Raw genomic sequence first — 18,765 nt, forward strand, 5'->3', positions numbered from 1 at the left:
GACGGGCACGCGCAAGAACCCCGCTCCCACAGCGGCGCTAGTCGACCTCGGCCACGGCCTGCGCGAACTGAGCGGCGTACAGACGGGCGTAAGCCCCTTCCTCCGCCAGCAGAGCGTCGTGCGTGCCCTGCTCCACGATCGCCCCGTTCTCCATCACCAGAATCGTGTCCGCGTCCCGGATCGTGGAGAGCCGGTGGGCGATGACGAACGAGGTCCGCCCGTGGGCGAGCCGCGCCATCGCCTTCTGGATCAGCACCTCGGTACGGGTGTCGACCGAGCTCGTGGCCTCGTCGAGGACCAGGATCACCGGGTCGGACAGGAACGCCCGCGCGATCGTGATCAGCTGCTTCTCGCCCGCGCTCACCCCCGTGCCGTCGTCGTCGATCACCGTGTCGTAGCCGTCGGGCAGCGTGCGGCAGAAGCGGTCGGCGTGGGCCGCCCGCGCAGCCTCCTCGATCTCCTCGCGGGTGACGTCCTTGGCCGCTCCGTACGCGATGTTCTCCGCGATGGTGCCGCCGAACAGCCAGGTGTCCTGGAGCACCATGCCGATGCCCGAGCGCAGTTCGTCGCGCGACATCCTCGCGATGTCGACCCCGTCGAGCGTGATGCGCCCGCCGGTGACTTCGTAGAACCGCATAAGGAGGTTGACCAGCGTGGTCTTGCCCGCGCCTGTCGGGCCGACGATCGCCACCGTATGGCCGGGATCGACCTTCAGGGACAGGTCCTCGATGAGCGGCTTGTCCTTCTCGTAGCGGAAGGACACCTTCTCCATCTCGACCCTGCCGCGCAGCTGGTCGGGGCGCTCGCCCGGTACCGGGTCGGCCTCCTGCTCCTCCGCGTCGAGGAGCTCGAAGATCCGCTCGGCGGACGCGACGCCGGACTGCACCAGGTTCGCCATCGACGCGACCTGCGTGAGCGGCATCGAGAACTGCCGCGAGTACTGGATGAAGGCCTGTACGTCACCGATCGACAGGGACCCGGACGCGACCCGCAGGCCACCCACCACGGCCACGAGCACGTAGTTGAGGTTCGACATGAAGAACATCAGCGGCTGCATGGCCCCGCTGTTGAACTGCGCCTTGAACCCGGCCTCGTACAGTGCGTCGTTCTGCTCGGCGAAGGCCTTCGCCGACTCCTCCTGGCGCCCGAAGACCTTCACCAGGGTGTGCCCGGTGTACATCTCCTCGATGTGCGCGTTGAGCTTGCCCGTGGTCTTCCACTGCTGCACGAACTGCGGCTGCGACCGCTTGCCGACCTTCGTCGCCACGAAGAACGACAGCGGCACGGTGACAAGGGCCACCAGGGCGAGCAGCGGCGAGACGTAGAACATCATCACCAGTACGCCGACGATGGTGAGCAGCGAGTTCACCAGTTGGCCCATGGTCTGCTGGAGGGTCTGGCCGATGTTGTCGAGGTCGTTCGTCGCCCGGCTGAGCACCTCACCGCGCTGCCGCTTGTCGAAGTACGACAGCGGAAGCCGCGACAGCTTCTCCTGCACGTCGCCGCGCATCTTGAAGACGGTCTTGTTGATGGCGCGGTTCGAGAGCCGCGTCGCGACCATCATCAGGAGTCCCGCGATCAGGAACGCGCCGAGAGCGAGCAGAAGCACCTCGCCCATGGCGCCGAAGTCGATGCCCTTGCCCGGGGTGAAGTCGACCCCGGAGAGCATGTCGGCCATGCCGCCGTCGCCCTTGTCGCGCAGGCCCTCGATGGCCTGGTCCTTGGTGACGCCGTCCGGCATGTCACGGCCGACGATGCCCGCGAAGAGCAGGTCGGTCGCCTTGCCGAGGATCTTGGGGCCGAGCACGCTGAGCGCCACGCTGAGCACTCCGGCGCCGATCATCCCGTACATCGTGGTGCGTTCCGGCTTGAACTGCGCGAGGAGCCGTCTGCTTGACCCCTTGAAGTCCATGGACTTGGAGTCCGGACCCATCATCGGTCCACCCATGCCACCAGGGGGCATTACGCGGCCTCCGCTTCCGTCAGCTGGGAGAGCACGATCTCCCGGTAGGTCTCATTGCTCTCCATCAGCTCGTGATGGCGTCCCGTCCCCACGACCCGGCCCTCGTCGAGGACGATGATGCGGTCGGCGTCCCGGATCGTCGCCACGCGCTGGGCGACGATCACGACGGTCGCCTCGGCGGTCTCGCGGCCGAGCGCGGCGCGCAGGGCGGCGTCGGTCGCGTAGTCCAGGGCCGAGAAGGAGTCGTCGAAGAGGTAGATCTCGGGGCGCTGCACAAGGGTCCGCGCGATCGCGAGCCGCTGGCGCTGACCGCCGGAGACGTTCGTGCCGCCCTGCGAGATCGGCGCGCTCAGGCCCTCGTCGAGGCCTTCGACGAAGCCCTTGGCCTGGGCGACCTCAAGGGCGTGCCAGAGCTCCTCGTCCGTCGCGTCCGGGTTGCCGTAGCGGAGATTGGTGGCGACCGTGCCGGCGAAGAGGTACGGCTTCTGCGGTACGAGGCCCACCGTCCTCGCCAGCAGCCCAGGTTCGATGGTGTGCACGGGCACGCCGTCCACCAGGACCTCGCCCTCGGTGGTGTCGATGAGCCGCGCCACGAGGCTCAGCAGCGTCGACTTGCCGCTGCCGGTCGACCCGATCACGGCGGTCGTCTCACCGGGCCGTGCGACCAGGTCGACGGCCTTGATGACGGGCTCCTCGGCGCCGGGGTAGCGGAAGCCCGCCTCGCGGATCTCCAGGTGGCCGTGGCGCCGCAGCTCGGTCACGGGGGAGGACGGGGGCACCACGCTGCTCTCGGTGTCCAGGACCTCCTCGATGCGCTCGGCGCAGACCTCGGCGCGCGGCACCATCATGAACATGAAGGTGGCCATCATCACCGACATCACGATCTGCATCAGATACGCGAGGAACGCGGTGAGCGCCCCGATCTGCATGCCGCCGCTGTCGATGCGGTGGGCGCCGAACCAGACCACGGCGATCGACGAGATGTTCACGACGGTCATGACGATCGGGAACATCAGTGCGAGCAGCTTGCCGGTGCCGAGCGAGACCTCGGTCAGCTCGGCGTTGGCCTGCCGGAAGCGGTCCTTCTCGTACTCGTCGCGGACGAAGGCGCGGATGACGCGGTTGCCGGTGATCTGTTCGCGCAGCACGCGATTCACCGTGTCCAGGCGCACCTGCATGGTGCGGAAGAGCGGCCGGAGGCGCTTCACGATCAGGCTCACGCAGATCGCGAGGACGGGCACGACGGCGACCAGGACACCCGAGAGCGGTACGTCGAGGCCCAGGGCCATGACGATGCCGCCGACGCACATGATCGGCGCCGAGACCATCAGAGTGAACGACATCAGGACCAGCATCTGTACCTGCTGGACGTCGTTCGTGGTCCTGGTGATCAGGGACGGCGCGCCGAACTGCCCCAACTCCCGGGCGGAGAACGACTGCACGCGGTCGAAGACGGCGGCCCGGACGTCGCGGCCTAGGGCGGACGCGGTGCGGGCGCCGTAGTAGACGGCCCCCACGTTGCACACCACCTGGGCGACGGTGACGGCGATCATGACACCGCCGAACGAGAGGATGTAGCCCGTGTCGCCCTTCACGACACCCTCGTCGATGATGTCGGCGTTGAGCGTGGGCAGATACAGCGAGGCGCAGGTCTGCAGGAACTGCAGAAGCACCAGCAGGGCGATGGGTTTCTTGTACGGACCCAGGCGGGCCCGCAGGAGTCGTATCAGCACGCTCGGTCTCTCGGGAGGAAGTGGCGGCGGGGGTCGGCGATCGTGGCGAGGTCGCCCCCATACTCCGACATCGCACCCACCCGCGCGCAACCGATTAACCCATGACCCGGTAAAAATTTAGTCCGGGTACATAAGTCGCCACGCGGAGGGTCAGCCGTCAAGCGCCCCGGGGTGCGCCTGTTCCCGCACGGTGCGGTACTGCTGGCGCACCGCCTGACCCACGGAGAGGTCGTCGCCCGGCTCGAAGACCTGCGCCGACGCCCCCTGCCAGTACGGCAGTTGCCCGTTCAGCGCCCAGGCCGCCTGCCGCGCCGCACCGATCGCCGCGTAGTCCGCGGGCTGCGGCACCACGACCTGGGTGCCGAACAGCATCGGCGCCGCGGCCTGCACGGCCGGCAGCTCGGCGGCCCCGCCGAGCAGGAAGATCCGGCGCACCTCCACGCCCCGCGAGCGCAGCACGTCGAGCGCGTCCCCGAGCCCGCACAGCATGCCCTCGAAGGCCGCCCGCGCCAGATGCTCGGGCCGCATCGACTCACGCCGCAGCCCCGTCAGAGTGCCCGCCGCGTGCGGCAGATTCGGCGTCTTCTCACCCTCCAGATACGGCAGGAGTACCAGTCCATGCGCTCCCGGCGTCGACTTCATGGCCAGATCGGAGAGCGCGTCGAGGTCGGAAACGCCGAGCATCTCGGCGGCACCGCGCAACACGCGCACCGCGTTCAGCGTGTGCACCACCGGCAGATGCAGGCCGGTGGCGTCCGCGAGGGAGGTGATCGTCCCGCTCGGATCGACCAGCGCCTCGTGGTGGACGGCCATCACGGACCCCGAAGCCCCCAACGAGACGACCGCGTCGCCCTGTTGGACCCCGAGCCCGAACGCCGCCGCCATCGTCTCGCCGGTCCCCGCCGAGATCAGCAGCCCCTCGGGCGTCGTCCCCGCGGCCTCGGCGGGGCCGATCACCTCGGGCAGCATCGCCTGGTGCCCGAGCGCGAGCTCCACGAGATCGGGGCGGTACGTACCCGTCGCCGCCGACCAGTAGCCGGTCCCCGAGGCGCCGCCGCGGTCCGTCGTGCGCCGCGCGGGCCGCCCGAGCAACTGCCACACCAGCCAGTCGTGGGCCTGCATGAGGGAGGCGACGCGCTGGGCGGCCTCCGGCTCGGTCTTGGCGAGCCAGCGCAGCTTCGTCACGGGGTGGGCCGCCTGCGGGACGCAGCCCACGGCCTGCGCCCAGGCCTCGCGGCTGCCGAGTCCGTCGGTCAGGTCGGCGGCGGCGACCTGCGCCCGCCGGTCGTTGCCGACGAGCGCGGGCCGCACGGTGTTGCCGTGCTGGTCCAGGGCGACGAGCGCGTTCTGCTGCGCGGAGACGCCGATGGCCTGCACGCCTTCGAGCAGCCCGCCGCCCGCCGCCTCGCCGAGCGAGAGCAGCCAGGCCTGCGGATCCACGTCCGAGGGACGGCCGCCTCCATCGGGGCTTTCCGTCGGATGCGGGGCATAGCCCTGCTTGAGTACGGCGCCCGTGTCCGCGTCACAGACCACGATGCGCGTGAAATCGGGCGAACTGTCCAACCCTGCGACTATCCCCATGCCGGGAATTCTGCCGCACCGCGAGACGTGTCCCGTACCTCAGCTCCCAGGAACGGCGCCCATCGCGTACCTGTCACGTATTACTGGTGCCCCAGTCGTCCGCGCCGGAGCCCTGCCCGCGATCGCGCAGCGACCGCACCCGGTCGGTCACCGAGTCGGGAACCCGGTCCCCGACCTTCTCGGACACGGAGTGGAAGGCCTTGCCCGCCACGTCGCGGCCCTGCTGCGTCGCGGACTCGACCGTGTTGCGCACGGCCGGGTTCTGCGAGAACTCCCGGGCGGACTTCTTCAGCTTCTCGTAGCGCTCGCGACCGGCCCGGGTACCGAGCACGTACCCGAGAGCCAGTCCCGCCACGAATGTGAGCCGGTAGCGCATGACTGCCACCCTTCCCTTGCGTCGGCGTCGAGCGTGTGTTCGCTCGTCTGCTGCTCTGTGTCGGCGGTGGGGGATACCGATTGGCGGAGCACCCCCCTGCTTGCGCTAATGTATGTGTCGCAGCGACCGCCCGCCGCCTGGAGAGTTCCCAGCTAGGTGCGTTCGATGCAAACGAGACGATCCCCTGTAGCTCAATTGGCAGAGCAGCCGGCTGTTAACCGGCAGGTTACTGGTTCGAGTCCAGTCGGGGGAGCTCGGTCTCCTGTAGCTCAATTGGCAGAGCAGCCGGCTGTTAACCGGCAGGTTACTGGTTCGAGTCCAGTCGGGAGAGCAAGTGAGAAGGACCCTTGAGAATCCACCTCAAGGGTCCATTTTCATGCCTGGTGGAACCATGCGGGCAGCCCTGCGGTCCTCATGGTCGAGCGATGCCGACCATCCGAAGCAGGAGATCGTATGAGCGGCTATGCTGCGGCAGACGGCGCGCACAAATGTGCGCGACGCGCCGTTAGGGGCGGTAGCTCAGCCGGTTAGAGCAGCGGACTCATAATCCGTCGGCCGTGGGTTCGAGTCCCACCCGCCCCACCGAAGCGCTGGGGCGCAGGAACGATTCCACCTGCGTCAACAGTGCAAACCTCCGAGGGGTGTCCCTTTGGGTGGCGTGCGAGGCCCCCGGTGCAGGGTCGACGAAGCCCTGACTCACCGCCGTACGTGCTCGTGGGTCGGAATCGAGGGCAGGGCCGTCGTGCATCACCCCCGTAACAGAATGATCCACTTCCTTGTGCGGGCCGCGTTCATGCCCGTGAGGTGGGCTGATGCACTTTCCGAAAGCGGGCGGTCCGTTCTTCCGCCATCTGCGTGTGTGGCACGCCGTGCTGGCCTCGCTCGTAGTGGTGGCGGTGGTGGCGTTCCTCGTCCTTCGTCCGTCCGACGGTGTTCGCTCGGTGCCCAACGGCCCCTGCCGACCGACTGACGCGGCGCGCGAGGACCCACCCGCGGCCCCCGACCTCAACGGGGACGGCTTCGCCGATCTGGTGCATGAGATATCCCGTGAGATGAAGGTCGATGTGACCGTCGTGCCCGGTTCCGAGCACGGTCCGGACCACGACCGCACGACCGTCCTCACCCACGAAGACCTCGGTGTGCCGGACGAGATCTATGTGACCGACGAGCCGTTGCAGCCCACGGTCGCCGACCTGGACGGGGACGGCCATGCCGACCTCGTCGTCAGTGCCGCCGCCCAGATCGTGTGGGGAGGCCCCAAGGGCCCGCAGGCCGACGGACCGCACGGGCGCGTCCCGCTGCGGGGCAGCGGATTCCACATCGACACCGCGCCGATCGCGGGCGACTTCGACGGGGACGGCCACGCCGACCTCGCGGTCTTCAGGGACGCGCTCGAGGGCCAGGACGAACTGGTCGTCCTCAAGGGGCCGTTCGCGCGCTCCGGCGCCCCCGCCCGGACCGTGAAGATCCCCAGCCCGGTCCACGAGGGCGCGGAACCCGTGCTGGTCGCCGGGGACGCGAAGGACGACCGCGCGACCGATCTCGCGCTCTACGGCTCCCCGTGGGATCCGCCCCTGCTGTTCACCGGCGGTGCCCGTACCGCCAGCGGCCTGAGCAAGGAGCCCGAGCGGCTGGCGGAGGGCGAGAACGTCGTCTTCGGCGACTTCGACGGCGACGGACGGCAGGACATCGCAGTCGGCCGGAGCTTCGTCGACGACTACGACGACGTCGACACACCCCACCGGCGCGGCCAGGTCAGCGTCCGTTACGGGAAGGAGCCGGGGGAGTGGGTCACCATGGAAGGCGGCGACTTCAAGGAGGGCTTCGGCACCAGGCTCGCCGTCGGAGACTTCAACGGCGACGGCTGTGACGACCTGGCCGTGCAGCTCACCAAGAAGAAGGAGGAGGGGGACGCGCGGATCGAGGTGCTGCGGGGCGGCTCGGAGCACGGGCTCGGGTCGAGGCCCTGGCGCGCCACCAAGCGCTCCGGGCCGGGTGCCTACGGCTCCCTCTCCGGCGACGGCTCGCTCTTCTCCGTCCACGACTGGGACGGCGACGGCCGCGCGGAGCTGACCCTTCTCGGCGCGCGCAGATGGTGGATCACCGACGGCACGCACCGCGACGAGGCATCCTTCCCGGTCTCCCCCGGCAAGGACCAAGGCGCGTAGGCACCCGCCCGTTGTCCCGGCCGCGCGGGGTTCAAGGGGTCTGGTCCTCCTCCAGGCCGACCCGGCCGACCCGGACCGGATCGCCGAGCTGGTCCCCGGCGGCGCGGAGACCCACCGGATCGACGACCTCACCCACATCCTGCGGCGCGACTCGAGACGCCCCAGCATGGACTCCTACCGCCGCCTGATGCGCGAGCCGGTCGACCCCGGCCTGCTCGACCGCGTCGCCGAGTGGCTCACCCGCCACCTGTACGCGGCCGCCTCCTGGCCCCTGCCTGCCGGTGGACGCGGTGGCCCCCCGGCCCGATCGGCGCAGGTTCCCACCGCCCTCCACGCTCCGGCGGACCGGACCTCAGACGCGCTCCAGAACCACGATCGGGATCGCCCGGTCGGTCTTCTTCTGGTACTCGTCGTACGCGGGCCACGTCGCGGCCATCGTCCGCCACATGCCCGGCTTCTCCTCCGCGGTCGCGACGCGCGCACGGGCGCTGTAGCGATCGCCCTTCACCTGCACCTGGACCTCGGGGTCCGCCTCCAGGTTGCGGAACCAGAGGGGCGGCGCGTCGGCGCCGCCGTTCGAGGCCACCACGAGCACCGCGTCACCGTGCGGCCGGTAGATCAGCGGCGTGCTGCGCTGCTCACCGCTCTTGCGGCCGGTCGTGGTGAGGATCAACACCGTGGTGTTCTGCCAGTCGTGGCCCTCCTCGCCGTCCGTCTCCACGTAACGCTTCACATGCTCTTTGCCGAACAGCATCTGCCGTCTCTCCTTACGTCTCCTCGCGCGCACGCGCGACGTGCCGACCCGATGTCATCACCCTCCGTCCTCCTCCCTGCCCGGCGCCGAATCGACGCGCCCGAACGTGGAGTGAGCTTCAGCCCCGGGATCCGGGGCAGCAGGGCTTCATGAAGATATTGATCGTCCTGGTGGTGATCGGCCTTGCCGCGGCCTGGTACCTGCAATCGCGGAAGCGCCCGTGAGCGCGCACGACGGAGGCACGGCCGCGGCGCCGGTGGTCGTGCATCCGCCGCTCGGCACGGGCGGCCGACGCGTGACGGTACGCGGGGAGATCCTCGGCCTCGCGCACTCGGACGCCGACGTCGTCGAGTTCCTGCGGCAGGCCGGACTGTCGGACGCGGAGGCGCTGCTCGACGATCTGGCCTGGGTGAACTGGCGCGGCGGGAGCGCGCACCACTACGAAGCGGCGTGAGTCAGGACGGCGTGAGTCAGGCGCTGTTCGGAGCGGCTGTGCTCACAGAGGCGCCTGCCATGTGATCGTCGTGCCCGGGCCCATGTCGTCCGTCGTGCCGTCGTCATGCACCGTCAGGCGCACCCCCGTCCGCCCGTCGGCCAGCGTCGCCCGCGCGTCCACCGCGACCTCGATGCGGGTGACGTCGGGGCGGCGTGACGCGGTGGCCAGGGCGCGGCGCAGGGCGGCGAGGAGGTGGCCCGCCGCCGGGTCCGTGACGCGGGTGTCGACGGCGCCGGTGAAGTGCACGGACGGCTGTACGCCGAGGACCGCTGCCGCGCCCGCCGTCTCGCGCAGCACCTTGCCGCGGAACGTGGTCGGGGCGTCGGCGGGCGGCTGCTGGAGCGCGAAGATCGCCGTACGGACCTCCTGGATGGTGGACTCCAGCTCGTCCACGGCCTGGTCGAGGGTGGACTCGACCTGGGGAGAGGTGTCCCTGCGCCGGGTCGATTCCAGCATCATGCCGGTGGCGAAGAGCCGTTGGACGACGAGGTCGTGCAGGTCGCGGGCGATGCGGTCGCGGTCCTCGAACACCGCGAGGCGCTGCCTGCGCTGCTGGGCGTCCGCCAGGACGAGGGCGAGGGCGGCCTGGGAGGCGAACTGGGTGGCCAGGAGCCGCTCCACGGAGGTGTAGGCGCGCTCGCCCCTGCGGCGGGGCAGCGCGAGCGTCCCGATGAGCCGCCCGCCCGCCTGGAGCGGCAGCATCAGGCTCGGCCCGAAGTTCGTCCGTACGTGGGTGGTCATCCGGGGGTCGGTCGCGGAGTCCTCGATGAACACCGGCTCGCCCCCGAGCAGTTGCTCCAACACCGCGCTGCCGGGCTCGATGGTCGTGCCGATGAGGTCGTTCTGGAGGTCGTGGGGGTGGGTCCGGGTCTCACTCAGGGGCTCGGCGGCGTCCTCTGCCGTCGCCGCCGCGACGATCCGCATGCCGCCCTGGTCCGTGGGCTGCAGGATCACTCCCGCGGAGGCGTTCGCGAGGATCCTGGCCCGCTCGGCGACCGTCATCAGGGCGTCGGCCGCCGGTTCGCCGGTGAGCAGCGCCGTGGTGACCGCGGCCGCCCCGTCGATCCACCGCTCGCGCTGCCTGGCCGCCTCGTACAGACGTGCGTTGCCGATCGCGATGCCCGCCTGGCTCGCGAGGACGCGGAGCAGTTGCAGGTCCTCGTCCGTGAAGCGGCCCCCGTACTTCTCGTGCTTCTCGGTGAGATAGAGATTGCCGAACGCCTCGTCGTGTACGTGCACGGGAACGCCCAGGAAGCTGTGCATCTCCGGGTGCCCCGGCGGTACGCCGCACGAGCGCGGGTCGGCCGTCAGGTCGTCCAGGAGCAGCGGCTTCGGCTCACGGAGCAGGGTGCCGATGAGGCCCGAGTGGCCGTCGGGGAGGCGGCCGATGCGGTCCCGCTCGGCCGAGGTCAGGCCCGCCGTGAACAGCTCGGTCAGCTTGCCGTGCCCGGGGTCGATGACGCCGAGCGCGCCGTACCTGGCGCCGGTCAGCTCGGCCGCGCTCTGCACGATGTGCTGGAGGGTGGTGTGCAGTTCGAGGTCCGTGCCGACGCCGAGCACCGCGTCCAGGAGCGGCACCAGGGGCAGGTCGTCGCCGCTCATCGCGCGGCGCCCGCTGAGTCCCCGCCGACCCGGCCGCCCCGCGCCTTCTTGGCCAGGCTCAGCAACGAGACCACCATCCACGCCCCCTCCAGAAGCAGAAAACCCCACTGCCGTTCGTAGAGAGCATCGCCCGCCGCGAGCCCCGACCCGGCGAAGTTCAGCCAGAGGTAGGACCAGGTGCCCGTGCCGAGCCTGCCCGCCTGGGCCAGGACGAAGGCGAGCAGGATCAGCGCGGAGCCGATCAGCTGCACGGTCATCGACATCGACATACGGGCACTCTTCCGCGCGGTGCTGAGATCAGCGGGGAGCAGAACGGCGGGGGAGCGCCGGGTTCAGCCGGAGAGCGGGCTGAGGACCAGCGGCTGGATCTTGCCCTCCAGCATCGCCCCGAGCCCCATCACGGCACACACGTCGGGCCGCTCGGCGATCGCCACCGGCATGCCCGTCGCGTCCCGCAGCATCTGGTCGAGCCCCGGGAGCAGCGCGCTGCCGCCGACCATCATGATTCCGCGATCGGCCAGGTCGGCCACCAGGTCCGGCGGGCAGTCCCGCAGCACCTTGCCGATGCCGTCGAGCACGGCGGTGAGCGGGGTGTGGATCGCGTTGCGTACGGCGGCGGTGTCGACGTGCACCGAGCGGGCGAGCCCCGTGGCGACGTCGCGGCCGTGGATCTCCGTCGACTCGGGCCCCTGCGAAGTGAGGCCGTTGCCGCGCAGGGCGAGCTGCAGGGGACGTACCGACTGACTGGGCAGCATCAGCTCGTGGTGGTGGCGCAGGTGCTGGACGATCGCCTCGTCGATCACCTCACCACCGACCGGGATCCGCTGAGCGGTGACGATCGACCCCATCGACAACACCGCGACCTGCGTGGTCGCGGCCCCGCAGACCAGGATCATGGTCGCTTCCGGCCGCTCGACGGGCAGCCCGCAGCCGACCGCGGCGGCGATGAGCGTGTCCACGAGCTCGACCCTGCGCGCCCCGAGCCCGACCAACGTCTCCACGGCGGCGCGCCGCGCCAGCGGATCCGCGTCGTGCGGCGTGCAGGCGGCGGCGCGCAGCCGCGGCTTGCGGCGCAGGGTGCGCCGGAGCTTCTCGCCGATGAGGTGACGCAGCATGCGCTGGGCCATCTCGATGTCGACGACGGTGCCGCCGGAGACCGGCCGTACGACCCGGATGTACCCCGGCGTACGTCCCGTCATCTGCTCGGCGAACCGGCCGACCGCGATGAGCGCGCCCGTCCGCGTGTTCACGGCGGCGGCGCTCGGTTCGTCCACGACGAGACCCGCGCCCTTCACGAACACCCGGGTCCTCGCGGCACCCATGTCGACGGCGATGTGGCAGCGGCGCAACTGCTCCAGACTGACGGTCATGGCAGATCCTCCCGAGAGCGCAGACCGTACGGACCGTCGGACGGCGGTCCTGTCTCGCATCGTGCGATGGCCGCGGGCGGCGCGCGCGTTGGGCTGAGCCGGGCGGGGTGCCGCCGCACGGGTGGTCTTGATCGCGTCGATGGCGGCGCAGTTAGCATCCCGTGTGACGCATACGCCCCCGGAAGAAGACGAAGCCGACGGCTCCCCCATATCCGGAGCCGACAACAACCCCCCGCTGTCCCCGCTACCAGTGGAGCCCCACGGGCCCGTCACGAAAAGGCGGATACTCGCCGATCTGACGCCTTTGCGTACGTCGGTCGACTACCGCCGTCTCTGGGTCGGCAACACGATCTCCTGGATCGGCCAGGCGATGACCGCCCTCGCGGTCTCCCTCCAGGTCTACGACATCACGCACTCCAGCTTCTCGGTCGGCCTCGTGGGCCTCTTCTCGCTCGTCCCCCTCGTGGTGTTCGGCCTGTACGGGGGCGCGATCGCGGACACGGTGGACCGGCGGAAGCTGGGCCTCTACTCGTCGCTCGGCTCGTGCGGCCTCTCGATCGCCCTCGCGGCGGGCGCCTTCGCGGGCTTCCACCACGTGTGGTTCCTGTACTCCGTGGTCGCGCTGCAGGCGGTCTGCGCGGCGCTGAACTCCCCGGCGCGCTCGTCGATGATTCCGCGCCTTCTGCCGCCCGAGCAGCTGCCCGCAGCCAACGCCCTTTCGTCGATGACGGTGACGTCGGGCACGATGCTCGGCCCCATGCTGGGCGGGCTCATCGTCGGCCTGTGGGGCTATCAGGCGGCGTACGCGATCGACGCGGTGGCGTTCAGCGCGGCGCTGTACGCGATGTGGCGGCTGCCCGCGATGCGGCCCGCGGGGGCCTTGGAGGGGGAGCCCAGGAAGCGGGCTTCGGTGCTCCAGGGGCTGCGGTTCCTCGCCACGCGGCCGAACCTGCGGATGACCTTCTTTACGGACATGTGCGCGATGGTGCTCGCGCATCCACGGGCACTGTTCCCCGCGGTGGCGGTCGTGTGGTTCGGGGGCGACGCGAAGACGGTGGGCCTGCTGATCGCGGCGCCCGCGGTGGGAGCGCTGCTCGGCGGGGTGTTCTCCGGGTGGCTCGGGCGGGTCCGGCGGCACGGTCTCGCGATCCTGCTCGCGGTGGCCGGGTGGGGCACGGCGATCGCCGTCTTCGGCCTCACCCGGAACCTGTGGCTCGGTCTTTTCTTCCTCGCGGTGGCGGGCTGTACGGACACCATCTCGATGGTGCTCAGGAACACGATGCTCCAGGCGGCCGTGCCGGACGAGATGCGGGGGCGGCTGCAGGGCGTCTTCATCGTGGTGGTCGCGGGCGGACCGCGGCTCGGGGACTTCGTCGCGGGGTCGGTGGGGGATGTGGCGGCGCCCGGGGTCGCGCTGGTGGGAGGGGGGATCGCGTGCGTGGTCGCCGTGGGGTTGCTGGGGCTCAAGTGGCGGGGGTTCGCCCGGTACGACGCGCGGGCGCCGGAGGCGTAGGGGTGCGGGAGGCGTAGGCGTGCGGGATTTCACCGGTCGTGGAGCAGGTCGACAAGGCGCGACAGATCACTCACCGTCGTACGCACTCCGGCGGCGGCGAGGCGCTCGCGGGCCGTGCCGCCCGTCGCGTACCCGATGAAGGCGATGCGCAGGCTCTCGGCGGCAGCCGCTTCCGCCGGTGAGGAACCGACCATGACGCAGCGGTCCGCCGGGGTGCCCAGCTGCTCCAGCGCTCGGCGCGGGCAGTCGGGGTCGGGCATGAGGAGGGTGAGATCCGGGGTGCGGCCGTGGATCCCGGCACCGGGGAGGTGCAGCCCCTTGGCGCCGAGGTAGGCCGTCACGGCGCGCGGCGACGTGTCGGTGACGATGGCCAGGCGGAGGGTCTCCTCGGGCCGGGCCAGGGTGTGCAGGAGGCTCGCGACGTGGGGCGACGGCTTCGCGGTGAGCGCGGCCTGCATCTCGATCTCCTCCAGGCGCGTGTGCAGCTCCTGGGAGAGCGTGCGGCGCCGGGCGAAGGCGCGGAGCACGTCCATCGGGTGGACACGGTCCGGTGTGCTGCCGGCCGGGCGGGGCTCGGACAGGAGGGGAGTGCCGGCCAGGGCGGCCTCGGGGTCGCGCCGCTCGGCGATCAGGGAGGCGAGGGCGCTGGCGGCATGGCGGGCGGACTGTGCCGAGTAGAGCTGGGCGAGGGTTCCGTCGAAGCAGAGGATGACGGATTCGATGGCGCCGGGCACCGGGGCGGGGGACGGCTCGGTGGTGACCTCGCAGTACCAGTCGTCGGACTGTGGCACCGCCTGGAACCGGTGTTGCAGGCGGCCCGAGCGGTTGAGACGCTCATGCAGGTCGCTGGAGACGATCACGACGGCACGCCTGCTCTCGCGTCCGAGCAGATGACGCAGCCCGGAGGGGAACGTGGGTGCCGAGACCGTCGGGTCCGGCTCGTGAGTGAGGGTGACCCCGAGCCCGAGCACGGGGAAGACGTCCAGTGCGGCCGGGAGTTCGTTGACCGTCGCGGTCAAAGCGTGCAGGACGTGGACCTCTGGGGCCACGATCACCTCCCAGCCGTGCGGCCTCGCCCGCATCTCGAACCGGTCGGGGCCGATACCGCCCCGGACGAGGAGGCGTGAGATCTCCCGGCCCAGGTTCTCCCGAACGCTCTCCTGTCGTCCTGCCGGGCGGGCCAGGTACTCGAAGGTGAGGATGGTCGCGGGGGGCGTGGGCTGGTCGTCCGGCAGCTCACGGCTGACGCCGAGGTCGTCGAGCTGGTCGCTGGGGAGCTCCTCGTGGGGGACGAGTACCTCGTCCTCGGTGTGGGAGAACTCCTGGAGCAGTTCGTCGAGTTCGGCCTGCTCCTGCTCGGTCGCGCCCAGTTCCCGGTTCAGTTCCAGTTGCGTATGGAGGAGGGACTGCCGCAGGCGGCTGATGTCGGCGCGGGTGGCGCGGGCCGCCGGGCCGGGGACGCCGTCGAGGGGGGTGCCGCGCCACAGGTCCAGGGCGGTGCGGACCAGGTCCTGGGCGCGGGTGAAGTCTCCTGCGAAACGGGCGTCCCTGGCGTCGTCGTGGAGCCGCTGGAAGCGGAACAGGTCGACGACGTCGGGGCCCGTCGGGAGGGCCAGCGCATAGGTGCCGTTCCCGGTCACCACGGAGTCGGGGCCGAGCGCGTTGCGCAGGCGGGACGCGTAAGTGCCCAGGAGGCGGGCGGCGTTGGCGGGCGCGGCGCCCGAACCCCACATGCCGTCGATCATGTCGTCGACAGGTGCGTCCCGGCCGCGCCGGAGCAGCAGCATGCAGAGCATGGCCTGCTCCCTGGCGGTGCCGGTGGCGAGCGGGTGGCCGTTACGGGTGACATGGAGGGGGCCCAGCAGGGAGTACGTGCGCTCGCGCGACGCGGGCGTGGAGAGCTGCGCGAGCTGGTGGAGGCCTTGGCGCTGACGGCTCGCGTCGGGGGAGTCGAGGTCCCAGACGGCCGATCGCAGCATGTCCAGGAGCCTGGTGTGTTCGGGCGTCGGGGCCGGACCCGATGTGCTCAGGGCGGCGGCCGCCGCTTGTCCGTCGCACATCTCGAGTACGAGGCGGCCGAGCGAGCGGAGATCGGCCGCCTCGCTCTGCTCGTCGTAGGGGACGAGGGTGAAGCCGCACAGCACAGGGCCCCCTCGCGGAGGCATCCTCACATAGGCAGGGGAGAGGGCGCCGTGGGCCAGGCCTTCGGCGTGCAGGGCGGTGACCGCGTGGGCGAGGGGCGGGACCAGGTCCATAAGCTGGTCGGCAGGCAGGCCTTCCGGGTGGTCCGCCAGTAGCTCCACGAGATTGGGGCCCTCGATGAATTCCATGACGATGTAAGGGACTTCACCGTTGGCGTACTCCTGTACGGCGGCCACGTGCTCGTGCCGGAACCGCGACAGCTGCCGCGCGGCCCGCGTGAAGCCGATGCGGAGCCACTGCGGTGCCAGCGGATAGCGCTGCACCACCACGGGCCTTCCGCCCTGGCGCAGATCCTCCGCGAGCCACACCTTGCCGCTCTGCCCGATCTGCCGCACCATCCGGTAGCGGTCACCGAGGAGCCTCGCGTTCCGCCCCACGCCCAGCTGCCGCGCACTCTCCTGCGTGACCGTCGCGAACGGCTCGCCCACCGGCGTCTTCGACCCGTCGGCGCCGTGGGAGGGGGCAACCGCCCGCAGCTCCCCGGGCGCCGTCCCCGCCCGCTCGTCGATCAACCCGCCGACCCGGGCCAGCAGCTCCCGCGTACGTCCCCGCGCGGTACGCGGCAGCGTACGGAGCAGCAGATCCCGCACCCCGGCGCGGAATTCGTACACCCCGGCGCCCCCGCCCGAAGCCAGCATCCCGCTCAGGATCACCTCCGCCAGATGCTGCGGGCGCGGACGCTCCTCCACCGCCGCCTGGACGAGTCGCATCACCGGCAACTGAGGCTCGCCCACCGCCAGATGCCCCGCCAGGCGGAAGGCCTCGGGGGAGGCCGTGGAGCGGAAGCGGAGTACGAGGTCCTCGGGGGTGGGATCCGCGATGTCCGAGCTTTCGGCATCGGGGGCCGGTGACGGTGGGCTGCGGTCCAGCCACCCCACCGCCCCCGGCAGCCGCGCCCCGCCCGCGTCCGCCACCAGCGCCGCCCAGTGCGACAACCACGTACCGCCGGGTTCGAGAACCGGGATCGGCACCGCCCCTGCGGGTGGCGGCACATCGACGGCGTACGGCGTGAAGGCGAGAGCCGCGGACGGTGCTCCCGGGTGCGGGGATGAGAGGGTTCCCGGGGTCGTGGGCAGAGCCGTGGTGCGCCAGAGGCGTTCCGGGAGTGGCTGAATCACGGCCGTCGGCATGTGGGCCGCCCAGCGGCGCAGCGTGCGGTACCAGCGGGTGCCCGCATCGCCGTGGCGCCACTGCGGGCCCATGCAGTCGCTGATCACGAGGGTGACCGTGCGCCCCGTGGCGGGCGCGTGGGCGGCCTGGGGCGGGACCGTGCCGTCCGCCTCCGCGCGGTGCAGCTCCACCGTGCGGAAGATGCCGGACTGGGCGAGCGCCGTGTGGAGTTCATGGACCAGGGGGCGCCAGATCGGCATGGTCGGGCCCGCGTCGTACACCAGGCACAGGCGCAGCCAGCGTTCGTCGGCGGGGCGCAGGACCGGCAGCCACCCGCGCCGGTGGCCTCCCAGGCGGGCGATGCGGTCGGCGGTGGCCTCCTCGTCGATGACCTGGCCCACGGGGGAGGGGACGCGGCGCTTGAGGGGGCGCAGGGCGCGTTGCAGGGTGAGGGGGTGGGTCACCATCGGGGGGACGGGGACCCGGACGGGGGTGTGCCCTGCCGCAGTTCGTGAACCGTGGGTGCTCGAGGTGTCTCCCGATCCGGCGGGCGTCACCGAAGCCGCCCCGCCCGTCGGAACGGGCAGCCGCAGCGGCACCCGGTCGTCCGGCGAAAGGGGCGAAGGGGGAGGAGCGGGAGTGGCGGGCTCCGGCGGTGAAGGGCTCACCGGCGGTGGTGCGGTCGGAGTCAGCGGTACGTCGCTGGAGACGTCCCGCGATGCCGGTGCGCCACCGTCCATCTGCCCCGCGAGCCACAGCAGTTCGGCCAGCTCGACGGAAGTGGGCCGGGAGCCGTCCGCCGCCTCCGCGAGAAGATCGGCGAGGCGCGTTACGGGCCCCCGGGGCAGCGGCGCGTCAGAGTGCATCGGGGCCCGGATCCGCCGCCTGCGTCAGGTACGGCATCAACTGCCGCGCCAGTTCGTCGCGCGAGCCCGCGTCGACCCCTGCCGCGCCCGTCAGATAGATGGCGTTCAGGAGCTGGTCGGTGGCGAGTTCACCGCCCGTGCCGCGTTCCAGGAAGCGGGCGATGAGGGTGCGGGCGTAGGCGTCGGGCTCGCCCAGGTGGGCCCGGACGATCTCCTCCAGATGCTCGTCGCGCGGCTGGCGGAGGCGCAGTGTGACGCAGCGGCGCAGGAACGCGGGCGGGAACTCGCGCTCGCCGTTGCTGGTGAGGACGACGAAGGGGAAGGCCCGGCAGCGCACGCGGCCGCGCTCGACCGTCACCGGGTCGTCGGAGCCGTCGGTCAGGAGGGCCGCCTGCGGGGTGTGCTTGGCGATGCGTACCAGCTCGGGGATCTCGTACTGGCCCTCCTCCAGGATGTTCAGGAGGTCGTTGGGCAGGTCGAGGTCGCTCTTGTCGATCTCGTCGATGAGGAGGGCGCGGGGGCGGGCGTAGGGGAGGAGCGCGGTGCCGAGCGGGCCCAGGCGCAGGTGGTCATCGACGCCCGCGCCGTGCCGTGGCGCCCGTGCTCTCGGGGCGCGCCCGGCCGCGTAGAGGCGTGACAGCGGGTCGTACTGGTAGAGGCCGTCGTGCAGGGCGCTGCGGCTGGTGATGTTCCAGCGCAGGACCGGGCCGAGGCTCAACTCCCTTGCCACCGCGTACGCGAGGCTCGACTTTCCGCTGCCCGGAGGGCCCGTCACGAGGAGAGGCCGCCGCAAGTACAGGGCCGCGTTGACCAGTTGGACGCAGGTCTCCGTCGCCCGGTAGGTGTGCGCCCGATGCGCGCGGTCCGGGGAGGTCGCCGAGCCGTCGTCCGTGGGCGTTTCGAGTACCGGGCCGCCGTCGAAGGCGCGCCAGGGCGGGGGCGGCGGCAGCTGGGTGATCCCGTCGTGGGGCTCGTTCGTGCCGGTGTAGACGGGCCACAGAGACATGATCGGGGTTCTCCGTATTCGTACG

14 protein-coding genes and 3 tRNA genes are annotated in these 18,765 nt (G+C 71.2%); 6 read left to right on the plus strand and 11 right to left on the minus strand.

The window, feature by feature from the left end; all coding sequences use genetic code 11:
* Positions 1 to 37 precede the first annotated feature (37 nt).
* The 4 genes from ACWFRJ_RS09185 to ACWFRJ_RS09200 form a co-directional block, all read right to left on the minus strand.
* A complete protein-coding gene (locus ACWFRJ_RS09185) occupies positions 38 to 1,948 on the minus strand; it encodes an ABC transporter ATP-binding protein (protein WP_453526178.1) in 1,911 nt (636 codons plus the stop codon).
* 14 nt (positions 1,949 to 1,962) lie between these two features.
* Complete coding sequence (locus ACWFRJ_RS09190; protein ID WP_453526181.1) at positions 1,963 to 3,696, minus strand: ABC transporter ATP-binding protein; 1,734 nt, start codon at positions 3,694 to 3,696, stop codon at positions 1,963 to 1,965.
* 150 nt (positions 3,697 to 3,846) lie between these two features.
* Positions 3,847 to 5,277, minus strand: a complete 1,431-nt coding sequence (locus tag ACWFRJ_RS09195; RefSeq protein WP_453526184.1) for a xylulokinase — start codon at positions 5,275 to 5,277, stop codon at positions 3,847 to 3,849.
* Between the two features lie 73 nt (positions 5,278 to 5,350).
* Complete coding sequence (locus ACWFRJ_RS09200) at positions 5,351 to 5,653, minus strand: YtxH domain-containing protein (protein ID WP_453526187.1); 303 nt, start codon at positions 5,651 to 5,653, stop codon at positions 5,351 to 5,353.
* Between the two features lie 180 nt (positions 5,654 to 5,833).
* Here ACWFRJ_RS09200 and ACWFRJ_RS09205 point away from each other — a divergent pair.
* From ACWFRJ_RS09205 to ACWFRJ_RS09220, 4 genes are all read left to right on the plus strand, one after another.
* Positions 5,834 to 5,906, plus strand: a tRNA-Asn gene (locus tag ACWFRJ_RS09205).
* Positions 5,907 to 5,911: 5 nt separating this feature from the next.
* Positions 5,912 to 5,984, plus strand: a tRNA-Asn gene (locus ACWFRJ_RS09210).
* A gap of 177 nt (positions 5,985 to 6,161) precedes the next feature.
* Positions 6,162 to 6,235 (plus strand) — tRNA-Ile (locus ACWFRJ_RS09215).
* A gap of 230 nt (positions 6,236 to 6,465) precedes the next feature.
* Complete coding sequence (locus tag ACWFRJ_RS09220; protein WP_453526190.1) at positions 6,466 to 7,821, plus strand: FG-GAP repeat domain-containing protein; 1,356 nt, start codon at positions 6,466 to 6,468, stop codon at positions 7,819 to 7,821.
* A 31-nt stretch (positions 7,822 to 7,852) separates the two neighbouring features.
* On the opposite strand, the gene ACWFRJ_RS09225 is transcribed toward ACWFRJ_RS09220, so the two are convergent.
* Positions 7,853 to 8,068 carry a hypothetical protein gene (locus ACWFRJ_RS09225; protein WP_453526193.1) on the minus strand — a complete coding sequence of 72 codons (216 nt, stop codon included), beginning with the start codon at positions 8,066 to 8,068 and terminating at the stop codon, positions 7,853 to 7,855.
* A 105-nt stretch (positions 8,069 to 8,173) separates the two neighbouring features.
* Entirely contained in the window at positions 8,174 to 8,575 is a 402-nt protein-coding gene (locus ACWFRJ_RS09230) for a nitroreductase family deazaflavin-dependent oxidoreductase (protein WP_453526196.1), read from the minus strand.
* 220 nt (positions 8,576 to 8,795) lie between these two features.
* Here ACWFRJ_RS09230 and ACWFRJ_RS09235 point away from each other — a divergent pair, with 220 nt between their 5' ends.
* Positions 8,796 to 9,029 carry a hypothetical protein gene (locus tag ACWFRJ_RS09235; RefSeq protein WP_453526199.1) on the plus strand — a complete coding sequence of 78 codons (234 nt, stop codon included), beginning with the start codon at positions 8,796 to 8,798 and terminating at the stop codon, positions 9,027 to 9,029.
* A gap of 42 nt (positions 9,030 to 9,071) precedes the next feature.
* On the opposite strand, the gene ACWFRJ_RS09240 is transcribed toward ACWFRJ_RS09235, so the two are convergent.
* From ACWFRJ_RS09240 to ACWFRJ_RS09250, 3 genes are all read right to left on the minus strand, one after another.
* On the minus strand, positions 9,072 to 10,673 hold the full coding sequence (locus tag ACWFRJ_RS09240; protein ID WP_453526202.1) for a GAF domain-containing sensor histidine kinase: 1,602 nt from the start codon (positions 10,671 to 10,673) through the stop codon (positions 9,072 to 9,074).
* Complete coding sequence (locus tag ACWFRJ_RS09245; RefSeq protein WP_453526205.1) at positions 10,670 to 10,942, minus strand: CBU_0592 family membrane protein; 273 nt, start codon at positions 10,940 to 10,942, stop codon at positions 10,670 to 10,672. Before ACWFRJ_RS09245 ends, ACWFRJ_RS09240 begins: the two co-directional genes overlap by 4 nt.
* 63 nt (positions 10,943 to 11,005) lie before the next feature.
* Positions 11,006 to 12,043: a rod shape-determining protein gene (locus tag ACWFRJ_RS09250; protein WP_453526208.1), complete on the minus strand. Its 1,038-nt coding sequence runs from the start codon at positions 12,041 to 12,043 to the stop codon at positions 11,006 to 11,008.
* 235 nt (positions 12,044 to 12,278) lie between these two features.
* On the opposite strand from ACWFRJ_RS09250, the gene ACWFRJ_RS09255 reads away from it, so the two are divergent.
* Positions 12,279 to 13,556 (plus strand): MFS transporter, encoded by a 1,278-nt coding sequence (locus tag ACWFRJ_RS09255; RefSeq protein ID WP_453527155.1) that lies wholly within the window; start codon positions 12,279 to 12,281, stop codon positions 13,554 to 13,556.
* 29 nt (positions 13,557 to 13,585) lie between these two features.
* Here the strand turns inward: ACWFRJ_RS09255 and ACWFRJ_RS09260 are convergent, their stop codons facing one another.
* Both ACWFRJ_RS09260 and ACWFRJ_RS09265 read right to left on the minus strand, forming a co-directional pair.
* Complete coding sequence (locus tag ACWFRJ_RS09260) at positions 13,586 to 17,734, minus strand: SAV_2336 N-terminal domain-related protein (protein ID WP_453526211.1); 4,149 nt, start codon at positions 17,732 to 17,734, stop codon at positions 13,586 to 13,588.
* Complete coding sequence (locus tag ACWFRJ_RS09265; protein WP_453526214.1) at positions 17,724 to 18,740, minus strand: AAA family ATPase; 1,017 nt, start codon at positions 18,738 to 18,740, stop codon at positions 17,724 to 17,726. The genes ACWFRJ_RS09260 and ACWFRJ_RS09265 overlap by 11 nt, the downstream gene beginning before the upstream one ends.
* Between the last annotated feature and the right edge of the window lie 25 nt (positions 18,741 to 18,765).

Source organism: Streptomyces sp. NPDC055239, from assembly GCF_053606205.1.

Excerpts from the sequence above, each read along its gene's own strand:
- ACWFRJ_RS09185 (WP_453526178.1), bottom strand. The coding sequence starts at position 1,948 with ATGGGTGGACCGATGATGGGTCCGGACTCCAAGTCCATGGACTTCAAG.
- ACWFRJ_RS09195 (WP_453526184.1), bottom strand. The coding sequence starts at position 5,277 with ATGGGGATAGTCGCAGGGTTGGACAGTTCGCCCGATTTCACGCGCATC.
- ACWFRJ_RS09200 (WP_453526187.1), bottom strand. The coding sequence starts at position 5,653 with ATGCGCTACCGGCTCACATTCGTGGCGGGACTGGCTCTCGGGTACGTG.
- ACWFRJ_RS09220 (WP_453526190.1), top strand. The coding sequence starts at position 6,466 with ATGCACTTTCCGAAAGCGGGCGGTCCGTTCTTCCGCCATCTGCGTGTG.
- ACWFRJ_RS09230 (WP_453526196.1), bottom strand. The coding sequence starts at position 8,575 with ATGCTGTTCGGCAAAGAGCATGTGAAGCGTTACGTGGAGACGGACGGC.
- ACWFRJ_RS09240 (WP_453526202.1), bottom strand. The coding sequence starts at position 10,673 with ATGAGCGGCGACGACCTGCCCCTGGTGCCGCTCCTGGACGCGGTGCTC.
- ACWFRJ_RS09245 (WP_453526205.1), bottom strand. The coding sequence starts at position 10,942 with ATGTCGATGTCGATGACCGTGCAGCTGATCGGCTCCGCGCTGATCCTG.
- ACWFRJ_RS09250 (WP_453526208.1), bottom strand. The coding sequence starts at position 12,043 with ATGACCGTCAGTCTGGAGCAGTTGCGCCGCTGCCACATCGCCGTCGAC.
- ACWFRJ_RS09260 (WP_453526211.1), bottom strand. The coding sequence starts at position 17,734 with ATGCACTCTGACGCGCCGCTGCCCCGGGGGCCCGTAACGCGCCTCGCC.
- ACWFRJ_RS09265 (WP_453526214.1), bottom strand. The coding sequence starts at position 18,740 with ATGTCTCTGTGGCCCGTCTACACCGGCACGAACGAGCCCCACGACGGG.